Origin of the sequence: Pseudomonas sp. fls2-241-TYG-175, from assembly GCF_030209155.1 — a bacterium.
GTDB lineage: Bacteria > Pseudomonadota > Gammaproteobacteria > Pseudomonadales > Pseudomonadaceae > Aquipseudomonas > Aquipseudomonas viridiflava.
In genome coordinates, this window is sequence record NZ_JARVSO010000021.1 from 1 (window position 1) to 13,395 (window position 13,395).

Below are 13,395 nucleotides of genomic sequence, written 5' to 3' on the forward strand. Positions count from 1 at the left end.
TGACGCGGAGCGTCACGGGAGGCATGCCCACGCGGAGCGATGGGCACGATCAGTTTCAGCCACGCCTCTCAGGACGCTCCGCGTCCCGGTTCCACGCGCAACTGCCTGAACGCCCAAGACCCAGACAAAAAAAATCGCGAGTCACCTTGCAATCACGCGTACGTGAAAGCGAGCCGGCTCGCGAAATCATGGGTGCAACCTATCGGGATGTCAGGCCAACAAACCGGCCTTGATGCCCCGGATGCGCGTATTGATGTCATCCGCAACATCGTTCTGCTTGTCCTTGAGGGCGTCCTGGACTTTCTGGTCAATCGTCAGTTGATCCTCAGGCTTCATCGCGGTGTATTGCTGCTGGGTGATGCCAGTCAGTTTTTCCCGCACTTTCTCTTCGGCCGTCTGCTTCAGGGTGTCCATGAATTTCTGGACCCCCGTCGCAGCGCCATCGGCAGCGCCGACACTGGCAGCATTCGCGCCGGTGACGCCGTTATCGCGATCAGCGGTCTTCTCGGAAAGCGACGTATCCGCCCCGCTCTTGAGATTGACCATCATCCGTGCAAACGATTCGTTGTAGCCACTGTTGCTCTGCGCGTCATCCGTGGACGCAGCGTTGGCGGTTTGCGAGGTGACCGGGAACGCCCCGTTGCCAAGACCTGCTGCGGCCATCGCGCCGAACGAATCCTGCGACACCTCGCCCAGCGTCTTGCGCCCTATGGCTCCTACAGCATGGGAAACCAGCTGTTCGAGCCCACTGTTGCCAATAATCATCTTTCACCTCCTGATGACGTGATGCGCCTGTACACCAGCAAGAGCGGTGCCAACTACCGAAATCACCCTAAACCCATGATTCATAAGGCAATGGCAACTAAAGGCAGCGGCAGAAAGATGACGTTTACCCGCCAGCCCCTCCAGATCACGTCAAACGCGGCAACGCGTTGCCGTCAATGGGTGGTCTGGCACTGAGCGATCTGCAACTGTTCCAGCGGCAGCGGGCCTGCGAGGTAGTAGCCTTGCGCCTGACCCGCCCCCATCTCGCGCAGCAGTTCCAGCGTCTGCCGGTCCTCCACGCCTTCGGCGACGACGGTCAGGTCCAGCGATTCGGCCATCCGTACAATCGCCCGCACGATGGCGCGACTGCGGTCACTGGTGGTCAGTTCGAAGATGAACGACTTGTCGATCTTCAACCCGCTGAAATGGTACTGGTGCACATAGCTGAGAGAAGAAAACCCGGCACCGAAGTCATCCAGCACCACTGACATGCCCTGATCGGCCAGCTGCTTCATGGACAGACGCGCCTGTTCGGGATCTGCCACCAGCGCGCCTTCAGTGAGCTCAAGACACAATCTGGCCGGAGACACGCCGAACTCTGCGAGCATGGAAAGCACTTCGCCTGCAAACGCAGGCCGGGTAATGCTGTAGCTGGAGCAGTTCACATGGACTGGAGGCAAGTGCGCGTTGGCCGGATCGGCCAGAATCGCGATGACCTGCCTGAGCATGTACAGGTCGAGACGGCCAATCAGCCGTAGGCCCTCCAGCGCGGGCAGGAAGCACTCGGGCGTCAGCACCTGCCCGTCAGGCTGCCGCCAGCGAATCAACGCCTCCAGCGCCAGCAGCCTGCCGGTTTCCAGGCAGGTGATGGGTTGGAAATAGGGAATGAGCTGATCAGTGCGTTTCAGCGCGGTCCGCAACGCGCCCTCCTGATCCATCTGATCCGAGACCTGACGGCGCAGTGCCTGGTTGAAAACTGCACAGCCATCACGTCCGCCGTTCTTCACCGTGTACATTGCCGTGTCGGCATCACGCAACAGGTCAGCAGGCTCCTTGTGGAACTCACCGTCAGCCCCAACGACGCCGATACTGCAGGAGGTGAAGACCGTATGTTCGTCAATCACAAAGGGCGACTCGAACGCCGTGAGGATCCGTTGAGCGATCCCGACCCCCGTGCTCAATCGCGCGCCAATCCCCAGCACGGCGAACTCGTCGCCGCCCAGTCGAGCCAGCAGGTCACCCACGCGCATGCAACTGCGTAGACGCTGCGCCGCCTGAATCAGCAACAGATCGCCACAATGGTGCCCGAGACTGTCGTTGACAATCTTGAAGCGATCCAGGTCGATGAACATCACCACCAGTGCACGACCCCGGCCGCAGAACTCCTCCCAGGCCAGCTGCAATCGTTGCTGCAAATGGCTGCGGTTGGGCAAACCGGTCAGTGAGTCATGAGCATTTTCGTGCTGAAGCCTTGCATTGAGCTGATCCAATTCGCGAGTCCGGTCGAGCACCCGCGCCTCCAGACGCAGGTTGGCGGTATGAATCGCCTCGGCAGCGCTGCGGCGAGAGAGTGCTGTATCGATGTGCCGGGAAACGAAGGTCAGCAGTTCCTGATCGCGCAAGGTGTAGCTGACGTGGCGAGAATAGCTCTGGACGGCCAGGACACCCCGCACTTCCTCCGCCTCGAACAGCGGAATACCCAGCCAGGAGGTCGATCGGTTGGTCTGGTTCTGCACTTCGATCTCGCCCGCAGCTTCGAGCCTGAGCGCGTCTTTGCTGTCGATCAGGCATGGACGGCGCTGGCGAATGACATATTCGGTGAATCCGCGCTGACCACGCCGGGGCGCAGGTGACTGCGTCAAACGCTCGTCAATGTAATAGGGAAAGGTGACCTCGCCCGTGGCTTTGTCATAAAGCGCGATGTAGAAGTTGAGCGCCACCAGCAGTTCACCCACGATCATGTGCAGGCTCTGGAACAGCTCGTTCATGTCTCCGGGACGGCTGGACAGTTCGGCAATCTGAAACAGCGCACTTTGCAGGTGCTCGGCACGCTCGCGCTCGGCCACTTCCAGACGTAGCGCATCGTTGGCGGCGGACAACTGCTGGGTGCGTAACAGCACGGTCTGCTCAAGGTGGGCGCGGTGCAACAGCCGGTCCATTGCCATGGCCACATGCCGGGAGACCACTGAAAACAGCGCCCGGTCCTGAACGCTGTAGACACGGGACACATCGTAGACTTGCATCGCGACCATGCCGAACACTTCATCCGACGCGTTTTTCAACGGCGCGCCCATCCAGAACTCCGGACGACGCCCTCTACACCTGAAACGGCCAGCCGCTTCTGCCTCTTCGATGCCCGCCGCATCAAGAAACATGGACTGCCCCTGGGTCAGCACATAGCCAGTCATGGAAATATTGGCGGGTTCAAGGTATTCGAAGGTTTCCGGGGCCATCGCCTCATCGTCGAAACGGTCGATGTAATAGGGATAGGTGATTTTGCCGGACTGACTGTCGTACAGCGCCAGGTAGAAATTCTCGGCGTCGATCAGCGTCCCAAGCTGCTGGTGAATCCCTTGCAGCAGCGTGCCTCGCTCGTGGGTCGAGCTGGCCAGCAGGCTGATCTCGTACAGCGCGCGCTGGGTGCTCTGCGCCCTGACCAGTGCAGCGCTCTGCAACAGAGAGCCCAGTCTGATGGCGAGATCCGCCAGTGCCGGACTGTGCTGTTCGGCCAGCGGTGCAAGCAGCCAGCCCAGCGCCTCTTCACCCTGGCCTGTCGCCCACCGATGTACCTGACCTTCGTTACAGAACGACTCAAACCGGCCAACGGGAATGTGCTCTGGCCAATCGTAATGAAGCGCGCCCTGCCCCAGCAGACGCTTCTGCTCACCCGCGATATAGAACGCCCAAGGCACGCCGGGGACCTGTTGACGTGCCACAGCCATTAACTCATCGATGGCCTGATGACTGGACAGCCGGTCACGACGGTCGCGCAGCGTATCGCCGGGAGCGACGCTATCGTTGGTCTGGCGCAGGCAGGAGGCCAAAGGGGGTACAGTCATGTCAACACCAGATCCAGAAACCGACGGCGAATATAATTGACGCTTCCGGCCAGAGTTGGCAGTGCGCTGTCACATTAAAGCAGCAATTGTGATGCAAGGATTGTACCTGCAAGTCGGCATGCTGGGCGCGCCGAACATCGCTGCACTCGCGGCACTATTTCATGGTTTTTCGGGTCAGAGAGTGTTCCCGCAGCAGGCAACATCGTCTTTTGCGCACTATGCTGGCCTGCGCTTTCTTCGCCAAACACATACTGGACAGGTGATCGCAATGATCAAGACTTACAGCTATGCAGCCCAGGCTGCCACCGACAAGCTCGCACCTTATCAATTCGAACGACGCGCTCCGGGCGCCGACGATGTTCAGATCGACATCCTGTACTGCGGCGTCTGCCACTCTGACCTGCACACTGCGCGCAACGAATGGCACAACACGCTTTATCCATCGGTACCAGGCCATGAGATCGTCGGCAAGGTGACTGCCGTGGGTGCCAATGTCACCCAATTCAAGGTAGGTGATCTGGCGGGCGTCGGCTGCATGGTCGACAGTTGCCAGGCATGTCAATCCTGCGAAGAGCATGAAGAGCAGTACTGCGAAAAAGGCTTTACCGGCACTTACAACGGACCCGTCTTCGGCGGTGAGAACACCTTCGGCGGCTACTCGGACAAAATCGTCGTCAAAGAGAAGTTCGTACTGCGCATCGCGCCCGACCAGAATCTGGCAGCCGTTGCACCGCTGCTGTGTGCGGGCATCACCACCTACTCGCCGCTGAATCACTGGAAGGTCGGTCCCGGCAAGAAGGTCGGAATCGTGGGCCTGGGCGGTCTGGGTCACATGGGCGTAAAGATTGCCCACGCCATGGGTGCTCATGTGGTGCTGTTCACCACCTCACCCAAAAAACGCGAAGACGGCCTGCGTATGGGTGCAGACGAAGTCGTGGTTTCAAAAGACCCGGATGAGATGGCCGCCCACACCAACAGCCTGGATTTCATCCTCAATACCGTTGCAGCGCCTCATGACCTGGACGCCTTCCTTTCCCTGCTCAAGCGCGACGGCACCATGACACTGGTCGGCGCACCCGCCGAGCCCCATCCTTCGCCTGCGGTATTCAACCTGATCTTCAAACGCCGCAGCCTGGCAGGCTCGTTGATTGGTGGCATTCAGGAAACCCAGGAGATGCTGGACTTCTGTGCCAAACACAACATCGTGTCCGATATCGAAGAAATTGCCATGCAGGATATCAACGAAGCCTACGAGCGGATGCTCAAGGGCGACGTGAAGTATCGTTTTGTGATTGATATGGCAACCCTTAAACAGGAAGCTTCTGCAGCCTGACCTTCACGGGCGGTCTGACTGGCGACATGCCAGCCAGACCACTGCATACCATAAAATGCGGTCTTGTCCGCCCCCGTGACAGGCACTCATCGTTATACATAAGTCCTCTTGGATGAACACGATGATGATCGTTCCTACGCTCTGCGCTCATCGTTATACACAAATCGACCTGAAGGAATGCGGTATCTGAAGTGGGAGCGGACTTGTCCGCGAATACTGCGTTTCAGACGCTGGATCTTCGTCGGATGTACCAGCTTTCGCGGACAAACGGAACGCCGCCCGGTCCGCTCCCACGGCCGAAATAGTGCCCGCTCCAGATGCGCGTTTCGACTTGTGTATAACGATGAGCACTCTGCGTGGTAACGCCTCTCAGGACGCTCCGCGTTCGCTTTTGAATGTGGCGCAGATGCGTGGTTCAAGCCCGAGCGTTATCCACGTCATGCGTTCGGCTCACTGAATCCGCAATCTGTGCCATTTGTGACGCGGAGCGTCACGGGAGGCATGCCCACGCGGAGCGATGGGCACGATCAGTGTGGAGGCGGACTTGTGTATAACGATGAGTGACAGGCAGCCGCCTGACGGCGCAATTTCGTGCACGCCATTCGTGCACGCCATTCGTTCACGCATTCTATTTCCAGCACCGTGGAACGAAGACGAACGCCGTCGAACCTTTCGTCTTTTGATCCCGTGCAGTTCGTCTCCAGAGCGTTGACACGCACTTTTTTGGGGCGCGAAATAGTTGCTCGATTGAAACGCGCCAACTCAATGGACGGAGAATGACACATGGCTAATATCAAGATTTTAGCGGGTGATTTTCTTCAAGGTGATGGGGAATACCGTGCTGGCACCATCACTCTCGTAACTCCCCTCTTCCCGTGGCCGGGTATCAGCTTCAAGCACAACGACATCAAGTCAGTGGAAATGGCCAGCCAGGCCTCCAGCAAAAAAATCGACGGCGCTCTCGGCTACGGTCTTGCGGGCGCGCTTGTGCTCGGGCCTGTAGGCGCGGCGGCGGGTGTCATGCTGGCAGGAGAAGAAAAGGAAATAACGTTTCTGACGACGCTGAAGGATGGCAGAAAGATGCTCGCAGCCGCAGACGACAGGACCTACCAAAAGCTGTCGCAGCATATCGCTACGCGAGGCCTCGTCAGGCATCACTGAAGCCTGGGGGTCGAGAACTCAATGACTCGAGCGATCGACCCCTCTTCAACTACGCTTAATTCATGGCACTGATTGTGCTTCATTCACATAAATGAACTTTTTATTACAATTTAGTGACTACCACTGACTGCTTGCCGGTCTCAAGTTCATGAAGTCCTTGCAGATATTGATGGTGAGGGACGCTTAAAGGTGAACGGATATGAAAGAACGAGCGACAGTCATCTGCAAGCGAGACGGACAGATCCTCTACGTGCGCAAACCGAAATCCAAATGGGCCTTGCCGGGCGGTAAGGTCGAGCCCGGAGAAACCCCTGCACAGGCAGCGGTGCGTGAGCTGAACGAAGAGACAGGCCTGGAAAATCTGGAACTGCGTTATCTGGCCGAGTATGAAAAAGACCGGGTGACCCATCATGTGTTCATCACTCTTGTGCCGGACTCCAGTGAAGCCAAGCCCCAGAACGAGATAGCCGCCTGCAAATGGCTCGCCCCCAAGAACGTCAGCGACCTGAAGGCGAGCCCGGCCACCAAGTCCATCGTCAAGTCATTTGCCCGACAAGGGTGAGCGCAGCCTTCAATGCGCCCAGCCGCTGGCGCATTGAAGGCAAGCCCTTGCCCATCTAGGAAAACGCGCACACAAAAAAGGGCGACCCTTTCGGATCACCCTTTTCGTTACCGCCCAGCAGAGCGGATTTTGTTTGGTAGGCGCGATTGGACTCGAACCAACGACCCCCACCATGTCAAGGTGGTGCTCTAACCAACTGAGCTACGTGCCTGCTGTGGGTCGGCATTCTACGGATATTCAGATGGGTGTCAATGGCTTTTTTTGCAGTAACTCTCTGAATATGCGGATTATTTGACTGGGCCAATTGCGCTGGGAAACAAAAAAAGGGCGACCCTCTCGGGTCGCCCTTTTCATTACCGCCCAGCAGAGCGGATTTTGTCTGGTAGGCGCGATTGGACTCGAACCAACGACCCCCACCATGTCAAGGTGGTGCTCTAACCAACTGAGCTACGTGCCTGCTGTGGGTGTGCATCCTACCGGCTTTAATCTTCATGTCAATCTGTTTTTACCGCTAACCCTATGAATTAACGATGTTTTTGCCAAGACAGGAATGAAAGGTCTTTTCACCTGACGCTGGCAGAGCGTTTCCATCTCGGGTAGGATCGGCGCACTCGTCAAGAATATTAAACGGAGCTTCAGGATGGCCAACACGCCTTATCCGCAGTCCTATTACGCCGCGTCGGCCAATCCGGTGCCTGAACGCCCTGCCCTGCAAGGCGAGGTTGAAACCGATGTGTGCATCATCGGTGCTGGTTACACGGGACTCTCCAGCGCGCTGTTTCTGCTGGAGAACGGTTTCAAAGTGACCGTACTTGAGGCGGCGAAGGTCGGGTTCGGCGCGTCGGGTCGCAACGGCGGACAGATCGTCAACAGCTACAGCCGTGACATCGACGTGATCGAACGCACGGTCGGTCCGCGACAGGCTCAGTTGTTGGGGCAGATGGCGTTCGAAGGCGCGGCGATCATTCGTGATCGCGTCTCACGCTACGGCATAAAGTGCGACCTGAAGGATGGCGGTGTGTTTGCCGCGCTGACAGGCAAGCAGATGGCTCACCTTGAAGCGCAGAAACGGCTGTGGGAACGCTACGGCCATTCACAACTGGAGCTGATGGATCAACGCCGCATCAATGAAGTGGTGAATTGCGAGCAATACATTGGCGGCCTGCTGGACATGAGCGGTGGCCACATTCACCCGCTGAACCTGGCGCTGGGCGAAGCGGCTGCGGTGGAAACGCTGGGCGGAACGATCTATGAGCAATCCGCCGCGATTCGCATCGAGCGTGGCGCCAATCCTGTGGTGCATACTGCCCAGGGAAAGGTCCGCGCCAAATTCATCATCGTTGCGGGCAATGCCTATCTGGGTAATCTGGTCCCGGAGCTGGCAGCCAAATCCATGCCGTGCGGCACTCAGGTGATCACTACTGAACCGCTGGACGAAGAACTCGCCAGGACGTTGCTGCCACAGGACTATTGCGTAGAAGACTGCAATTACCTGCTGGACTACTACCGCCTGAGCGCCGACAAGCGCCTGATCTTCGGCGGCGGCGTGGTGTATGGCGCGAGGGATCCGGCCAACATCGAAGCCATTATCCGCCCGAAGATGCTCAAGGCGTTCCCGCAGCTCAAGGACGTGAAGATCGACTACGCGTGGACCGGTAATTTCCTGCTGACCCTGTCCCGCCTGCCTCAGGTCGGACGCCTGGGCGACAACATCTATTATTCACAGGGTTGCAGCGGTCACGGGGTCACTTACACCCACCTGGCGGGCAAAGTGCTGGCCGAGGCGCTGCGCGGTCAGGCCGAACGTTTCGATGCGTTCGCCGACCTGCCGCACTATCCGTTCCCCGGCGGACAGTTGCTGCGCACGCCCATGACTGCGCTGGGTGCGTGGTACTACAGCCTGCGTGATCGACTGGGCTTCTGACGGTTCATGAAAAACGGCGCCTTACAGGGCGCCGTTTTCATTCAGGCTGTCTATTTCATTTAACGGCGCGATTCAGCGTTCGGGTCGCCTCACCTGCGGCCTGCTCCTGCCCTGCTTGCGACAGATCGGCGGCGGCCTTCAGCCAGCGCTGCGCATCGACTTGCGCAGGCAGCTGGCGTGGCGACTGGATCAATACCGCCCAACTGCCGGCGTTTTTCCAGGCCGAGTCGAAACTGCTGAAACTCATGGTGTAGCGCCGGTCCATGCCCGCGCTGAGCAGGACGGTTTCTTTCACCCGGTTGTAGCCCACCAGAACAGCATAGCGTGGCGCTTTCCAGAATGCCGAGCCCTGGGAAAACCGCAGCATCACCGGATAGCCAGCCGACACCTGAGCGAGCAACGCCTGCAGGTCGTGATCCAGCGGGTACACCATGAAACCGTACTCGCGGGCGACCCGGGGCATGTTCTGCTCCAGACGATCTTCGGCGCCCGGCAGTTGCAGAGGCTTGTCCAACAGACCTGGCGTGGTCTGTACCTGCTGATTGGCAAGCATGCTCGCCAGCGCGCCCGGCCCGCTCTGATACGCGTTGCCACGGAAGAACGGCACCGAGTTAAGCTCCACACGATCAGGCAGGCTCTTGATCTGCGGCGTGACCATCGAGGAGCAGCCTGAAAGGCACAGCACCAGTGCAGCCAGCAGCAATGAACCCCTGGAACGGACAGCGCTTGAAAGAATGCGTAACGGCAACATGTTCACTCACTTCAACTGACATCGAGCAATCACCACTCGATCTGAACGCTGATCATAGAGCCCGTGAGAGACCGGGTATAGCCTTTGCGCGCAGTGATGCGACGGCAATAGATCGAAACGGTCATACCAAAACGCCATTGGTCAATTAATCGCAACATGCCCGGTACTAGACTGTCAGTTATCAGGAATGCAACACAAAAGCAGGAAACGTGGAGGCACTTATGAGCCTGGAATTGACAATCGTGATGCTGGTCGCCTCGTGGCTTGCGGTTGCTACGGCCATGTTGTGGGGTGTGATGCGCGTGTCCCGCCGTCATCATCCACACACTGTCACCCAGCCCTCGCCCAAGCGCTTGAAGCTGGAGAGGTCGCCGAAAACCGGTCATGCCGCTGCGCACTGAACCCGGGTTGCAAGTGATTCTGGCAGCCTGAAACGCAAAACGGTCGACCCGATGACTCGGGCCGACCGTTTTTTCATGCGACGTGCGATCAGGCGTTGGAAGCCAGACGTGCAGCCTTTTTGCGCTTGGCCTTGCGGACCATCATGTTCAGGCCTTCAATCGCAGCCGAGAATGTCATGGCGGCGTAGATGTAGCCCTTCGGAACATGAGCACCGAAGCCCTCGGCGATCAGCGTCATACCGATCATGATCAGGAAGCCCAGCGCCAACATGACCACGGTCGGGTTGTCGTTGATGAACTTCGCCAGCGGGTTGGCGGCAACCAGCATCACGACCACGGCACTCACGACAGCGATGATCATGATCGGCAAGTGCTCGGTCATGCCCACAGCGGTGATGATGCTGTCGATGGAGAACACCAGGTCCAGCATCAGGATCTGAACGATCGCACTACCCATGGTCAGCGCCACGGCATTGCTCAAGGTTTTCTCTTCCTCGGTCTTCACGTCCATGCTGTGATGGATTTCCGTGGTCGCTTTCCAGACCAGGAACAGACCACCGGCAATCAGGATCATGTCCTTCCACGAGAAGGCCTGACCAAACATTTCAAACACAGGCTCGGTCAACTGCACGATGTACGCCACGGTGCTCAGCAGGCCCAGGCGCATGACCAGCGCCATGCCGATGCCCAGCTTCCTCGCCTTTTCGCGCTGATGTTCCGGCAGCTTGTTGGTAATGATCGAAATGAAGATCAGGTTATCGATACCCAGTACGACTTCCATCACGACCAGCGTCGCCAGCGCAATCCACGCAGCCGGACTGGTCGCGAGTTCCAATAGGTATTCCATAGATCACTGCCCTGCCTGAGCCAATAGTTGAACGAATGTTAGATTTCTTTACCGGACTTGCTTTCTGATTCAGCCGGGCTTGGTGCCGGTTCCAGTACCGAAAGTTCCCGCTTGGCCTCTTCCACAGCCTTGCTCGCTGCCTGATGAGTGTCATCGATTGCCTTTTTGGCTGAATCGGCCGCCGTATTCAACATCTGCTTGGAGGACGACTCAATCTGATCGCACCCGGCCATTACCAACAGCGAACCGGTCAAAAGTACAGCGTAAAATGATTTTTTCATGTGTCCCTCGATAGGCAAGGCCGGACGTTGCTTTGGGTCCGGCGTTGGAAAGGCATTCTAGGGAAGCTGAAACATCAGGAAAATTCGATTTTATAAGCGATATACTTCGGTTTTAACGAATCGGGAACGGACATGCTCAATTACCGTCAGCTTCATTACTTCTGGGTCGTGGCCAAGACCGGCAGCATTGTCCGTGCCTGCGAACAATTGAACCTCACACCACAAACCGTCAGCGGCCAGATCAGCCTGCTGGAGTCGTCCCTGGGCGTCGATCTTTTCCAGCGCGTGGGTCGGCAGCTGGAAATGACCGAAGCGGGCCGCATGGCCCTACCCTACGCCGAGCAGATGTTTCAACTGGGCAATGAGCTTGAAGCCTTGCTGAGTTCAAACCCTGACGAACAACAACTGCTGTTTCGGATTGGCGTCGCCGACGTGGTGCCCAAATCCATCGTTTATCACCTGCTTGCGCCCACCATGGACCTCGATGGATCGATACGCATCACCTGTCGGGAGGACAAGCTCGAACGCCTGCTGGCCGATCTTGCGGTTCAGCGTCTGGATCTGGTGATTTCCGACAGCCCGATGCCGCCTCATCTGGACATCAAGGGGCATAGTCAGAAACTGGGCGAATGCGGTGTCAGTTTTTTCGCGACACGGGAAGTGGCCGAACGCATCGGCACCGACTTTCCGCAATGCATGCACGGCGCTCCACTGCTGATACCGGGTCAGGAAACCGTGGTGCGGGGGCGCCTGATGCGCTGGTTCGCCGAATTGAAAATCCAGCCGCGCATTGTGGGCGAGTTCGATGACAGTGCCTTGATGAAGGCTTTTGGAAAATCAGGTAGCGGCGTGTTCGTGGCGCCCAGCGTGATTGCTGACGAGGTGCAGAGTCAGTATGGCGTGGAGATCATCGGCCAGACCGACGCGGTGACCGAATCGTTCTACGCGATTACGGTAGAACGCAAGGTCAGGCACCCCGGCGTTGTTGCCATTGCCGAGGGTGCACGTAACCAGTTGTTCACTGACCGCGTTTAGGCCGCGACGGGGGTCGGTTTGCTTTTCATCAGAACCCAGGCCAGCAGTATCGCGAGAAAGATAATGCCAGCTGCGGCGAAGCCCAGCCTGCCGAGCCCAAGATGATCGATCACTCGCCCGCCAATAACCGCTCCGATCCCGATGCCTAGGTTGGCACCGGCGATGTTCAGTGATGCAGCGAAAGCCGGGGCCTGGGGTGCCGCTTTGATAAGACGCACATGGCTGACCAGGAACAGCGCAGCTTGAGTGATCCCCCATACCGCCAGCGCAAGTGCCAGAGCGAACCAGGAATGGATACTCGGCACCACCGCGACCATGCCCACCACCATGAACGCGCAGAACACCAGACTGGCGATCAGCGGATGGCGATCCACCATGCGTCCGCCCAACGAGTTGCCTAGCAAGCCGACCGCGCCGAAGCCCATCAGGCACCAGCCGACCAGCGTGCCGTCAAAACCGGCCAGACGTTCGAGCATGTCGGCCAGATAGGTGTAGGCCGTGAACATGCCGCTGAAGACCAGGACAGACAGCAACACGTGGCCCTGCATCAACGGACTGCGCAGGATGCCGAACTGGCCGAGAATCGAGACAGGCTCCTTTTTGACGACGCTGGGGAGGTACACCGTCAGCAATAGCGCTTTGGCAAAGGCCAGCACCGACAGGGCTGCAAATGCCGTGCGCCAGCCGAACGCATCGGAAATCAGCGTACCGACAGGAATGCCGAACACCGTGGCACAGACGATCCCGAAACCGATCCGGGCAATCGCCCTACCCGCGAACTGCGGACCGACGATGTCCACCGCCGTTTCACTGGCCAATGCCCAGAACACCGGCAGCCCCAGCGCCGGGATCAACCGGGCAACGCCCATCACCGCGATGTTCGGTGCCAGGGCGGCCAACGCATTCGAAAGCCCGAACAGAATCAGGATGCCGACAAACAGGCGCTTGCGGCTGAAGCGCGAGCAGTACGCCGTCAGGAACGGGCCGAAAGCGGCGACGGTAAAGGCAAACAGGGTCACCAGCAGACCGGCCTGCGGCACCGTGACGTGAAGGTCACGCGCCATGGCAGGCAAAAGGCCAACGATGACGAACTCTGTGGTCAGCACGGTAAACCCGGCGGCCGACAACAGCAGAATGGGCAGTAACATCAAAACTCCAGAACAACGATGAAGGCCCATCCACTGGATGGGCCTTCATTTGAGATCATCAAAAACAGAAACGAGGTTGAAGCGAGCATGGGGTATTCACCTGCGGCATGCGCATGCAACGACCCCAC

At 58.2% G+C, this 13,395-nt stretch carries 12 protein-coding genes and 2 tRNA genes; 6 read left to right on the plus strand and 8 right to left on the minus strand.

Features of this window, described 5'->3' with window-relative positions; all coding sequences use genetic code 11:
* Positions 1–210: 210 nt before the first annotated feature.
* Both QRN20_RS16135 and QRN20_RS16140 read right to left on the minus strand, forming a co-directional pair.
* The gene (locus tag QRN20_RS16135; RefSeq protein ID WP_004884879.1) at positions 211–765 is read right to left on the minus strand and encodes a hypothetical protein; all 555 of its coding nucleotides are present in this window, start codon (positions 763–765) and stop codon (positions 211–213) included.
* A 173-nt stretch (positions 766–938) separates the two neighbouring features.
* Positions 939–3,824, minus strand: coding sequence for a bifunctional diguanylate cyclase/phosphodiesterase (locus QRN20_RS16140; protein ID WP_285360802.1), 2,886 nt, complete (start codon positions 3,822–3,824; stop codon positions 939–941).
* Between the two features lie 268 nt (positions 3,825–4,092).
* On the opposite strand from QRN20_RS16140, the gene QRN20_RS16145 reads away from it, so the two are divergent.
* From QRN20_RS16145 to QRN20_RS16155, 3 genes are all read left to right on the plus strand, one after another.
* Positions 4,093–5,157 carry an NAD(P)-dependent alcohol dehydrogenase gene (locus QRN20_RS16145; protein WP_285360804.1) on the plus strand — a complete coding sequence of 355 codons (1,065 nt, stop codon included), beginning with the start codon at positions 4,093–4,095 and terminating at the stop codon, positions 5,155–5,157.
* A gap of 783 nt (positions 5,158–5,940) precedes the next feature.
* Complete coding sequence (locus QRN20_RS16150; protein ID WP_122417688.1) at positions 5,941–6,318, plus strand: hypothetical protein; 378 nt, start codon at positions 5,941–5,943, stop codon at positions 6,316–6,318.
* Between the two features lie 199 nt (positions 6,319–6,517).
* Positions 6,518–6,880: an NUDIX hydrolase gene (locus QRN20_RS16155; RefSeq protein ID WP_004884871.1), complete on the plus strand. Its 363-nt coding sequence runs from the start codon at positions 6,518–6,520 to the stop codon at positions 6,878–6,880.
* A gap of 134 nt (positions 6,881–7,014) precedes the next feature.
* Here the strand turns inward: QRN20_RS16155 and QRN20_RS16160 are convergent.
* Both QRN20_RS16160 and QRN20_RS16165 read right to left on the minus strand, forming a co-directional pair.
* Positions 7,015–7,091: transfer RNA gene (locus tag QRN20_RS16160), tRNA-Val, on the minus strand.
* 169 nt (positions 7,092–7,260) lie between these two features.
* A tRNA-Val gene (locus QRN20_RS16165) sits at positions 7,261–7,337 on the minus strand.
* A 183-nt stretch (positions 7,338–7,520) separates the two neighbouring features.
* Between QRN20_RS16165 and QRN20_RS16170 the strand changes: the two genes are divergently transcribed.
* On the plus strand, positions 7,521–8,804 hold the full coding sequence (locus QRN20_RS16170; RefSeq protein WP_025993955.1) for an NAD(P)/FAD-dependent oxidoreductase: 1,284 nt from the start codon (positions 7,521–7,523) through the stop codon (positions 8,802–8,804).
* Positions 8,805–8,859: 55 nt separating this feature from the next.
* On the opposite strand, the gene QRN20_RS16175 is transcribed toward QRN20_RS16170, so the two are convergent.
* On the minus strand, positions 8,860–9,462 hold the full coding sequence (locus QRN20_RS16175; RefSeq protein WP_231991867.1) for a peptidase C39 family protein: 603 nt from the start codon (positions 9,460–9,462) through the stop codon (positions 8,860–8,862).
* 314 nt (positions 9,463–9,776) lie between these two features.
* On the opposite strand from QRN20_RS16175, the gene QRN20_RS16180 reads away from it, so the two are divergent.
* Entirely contained in the window at positions 9,777–9,956 is a 180-nt protein-coding gene (locus tag QRN20_RS16180; RefSeq protein ID WP_029241104.1) for a hypothetical protein, read from the plus strand.
* 88 nt (positions 9,957–10,044) lie between these two features.
* On the opposite strand, the gene QRN20_RS16185 is transcribed toward QRN20_RS16180, so the two are convergent.
* Together QRN20_RS16185 and QRN20_RS16190 are read right to left on the minus strand one after the other, a co-directional pair.
* Positions 10,045–10,803 (minus strand): TerC family protein, encoded by a 759-nt coding sequence (locus QRN20_RS16185; RefSeq protein WP_004884858.1) that lies wholly within the window; start codon positions 10,801–10,803, stop codon positions 10,045–10,047.
* Between the two features lie 38 nt (positions 10,804–10,841).
* Positions 10,842–11,084 (minus strand): hypothetical protein, encoded by a 243-nt coding sequence (locus tag QRN20_RS16190; protein ID WP_058431313.1) that lies wholly within the window; start codon positions 11,082–11,084, stop codon positions 10,842–10,844.
* A gap of 132 nt (positions 11,085–11,216) precedes the next feature.
* On the opposite strand from QRN20_RS16190, the gene nhaR reads away from it, so the two are divergent.
* Positions 11,217–12,119 (plus strand): transcriptional activator NhaR, encoded by a 903-nt coding sequence (gene nhaR / locus QRN20_RS16195; RefSeq protein ID WP_122517585.1) that lies wholly within the window; start codon positions 11,217–11,219, stop codon positions 12,117–12,119.
* On the opposite strand, the gene QRN20_RS16200 is transcribed toward nhaR, so the two are convergent.
* Positions 12,116–13,267 (minus strand): MFS transporter, encoded by a 1,152-nt coding sequence (locus tag QRN20_RS16200; RefSeq protein WP_122407183.1) that lies wholly within the window; start codon positions 13,265–13,267, stop codon positions 12,116–12,118. The two genes, nhaR and QRN20_RS16200, sit on opposite strands and share 4 nt — an antisense overlap.
* Positions 13,268–13,395 lie beyond the last annotated feature (128 nt).

Excerpts from the sequence above, each read along its gene's own strand:
- QRN20_RS16185 (WP_004884858.1), bottom strand. The coding sequence starts at position 10,803 with ATGGAATACCTATTGGAACTCGCGACCAGTCCGGCTGCGTGGATTGCG.
- QRN20_RS16180 (WP_029241104.1), top strand. The coding sequence starts at position 9,777 with ATGAGCCTGGAATTGACAATCGTGATGCTGGTCGCCTCGTGGCTTGCG.
- QRN20_RS16140 (WP_285360802.1), bottom strand. The coding sequence starts at position 3,824 with ATGACTGTACCCCCTTTGGCCTCCTGCCTGCGCCAGACCAACGATAGC.
- QRN20_RS16170 (WP_025993955.1), top strand. The coding sequence starts at position 7,521 with ATGGCCAACACGCCTTATCCGCAGTCCTATTACGCCGCGTCGGCCAAT.
- QRN20_RS16145 (WP_285360804.1), top strand. The coding sequence starts at position 4,093 with ATGATCAAGACTTACAGCTATGCAGCCCAGGCTGCCACCGACAAGCTC.
- QRN20_RS16175 (WP_231991867.1), bottom strand. The coding sequence starts at position 9,462 with ATGGTCACGCCGCAGATCAAGAGCCTGCCTGATCGTGTGGAGCTTAAC.
- nhaR (WP_122517585.1), top strand. The coding sequence starts at position 11,217 with ATGCTCAATTACCGTCAGCTTCATTACTTCTGGGTCGTGGCCAAGACC.
- QRN20_RS16135 (WP_004884879.1), bottom strand. The coding sequence starts at position 765 with ATGATTATTGGCAACAGTGGGCTCGAACAGCTGGTTTCCCATGCTGTA.
- QRN20_RS16190 (WP_058431313.1), bottom strand. The coding sequence starts at position 11,084 with ATGAAAAAATCATTTTACGCTGTACTTTTGACCGGTTCGCTGTTGGTA.
- QRN20_RS16200 (WP_122407183.1), bottom strand. The coding sequence starts at position 13,267 with ATGTTACTGCCCATTCTGCTGTTGTCGGCCGCCGGGTTTACCGTGCTG.
- QRN20_RS16155 (WP_004884871.1), top strand. The coding sequence starts at position 6,518 with ATGAAAGAACGAGCGACAGTCATCTGCAAGCGAGACGGACAGATCCTC.
- QRN20_RS16150 (WP_122417688.1), top strand. The coding sequence starts at position 5,941 with ATGGCTAATATCAAGATTTTAGCGGGTGATTTTCTTCAAGGTGATGGG.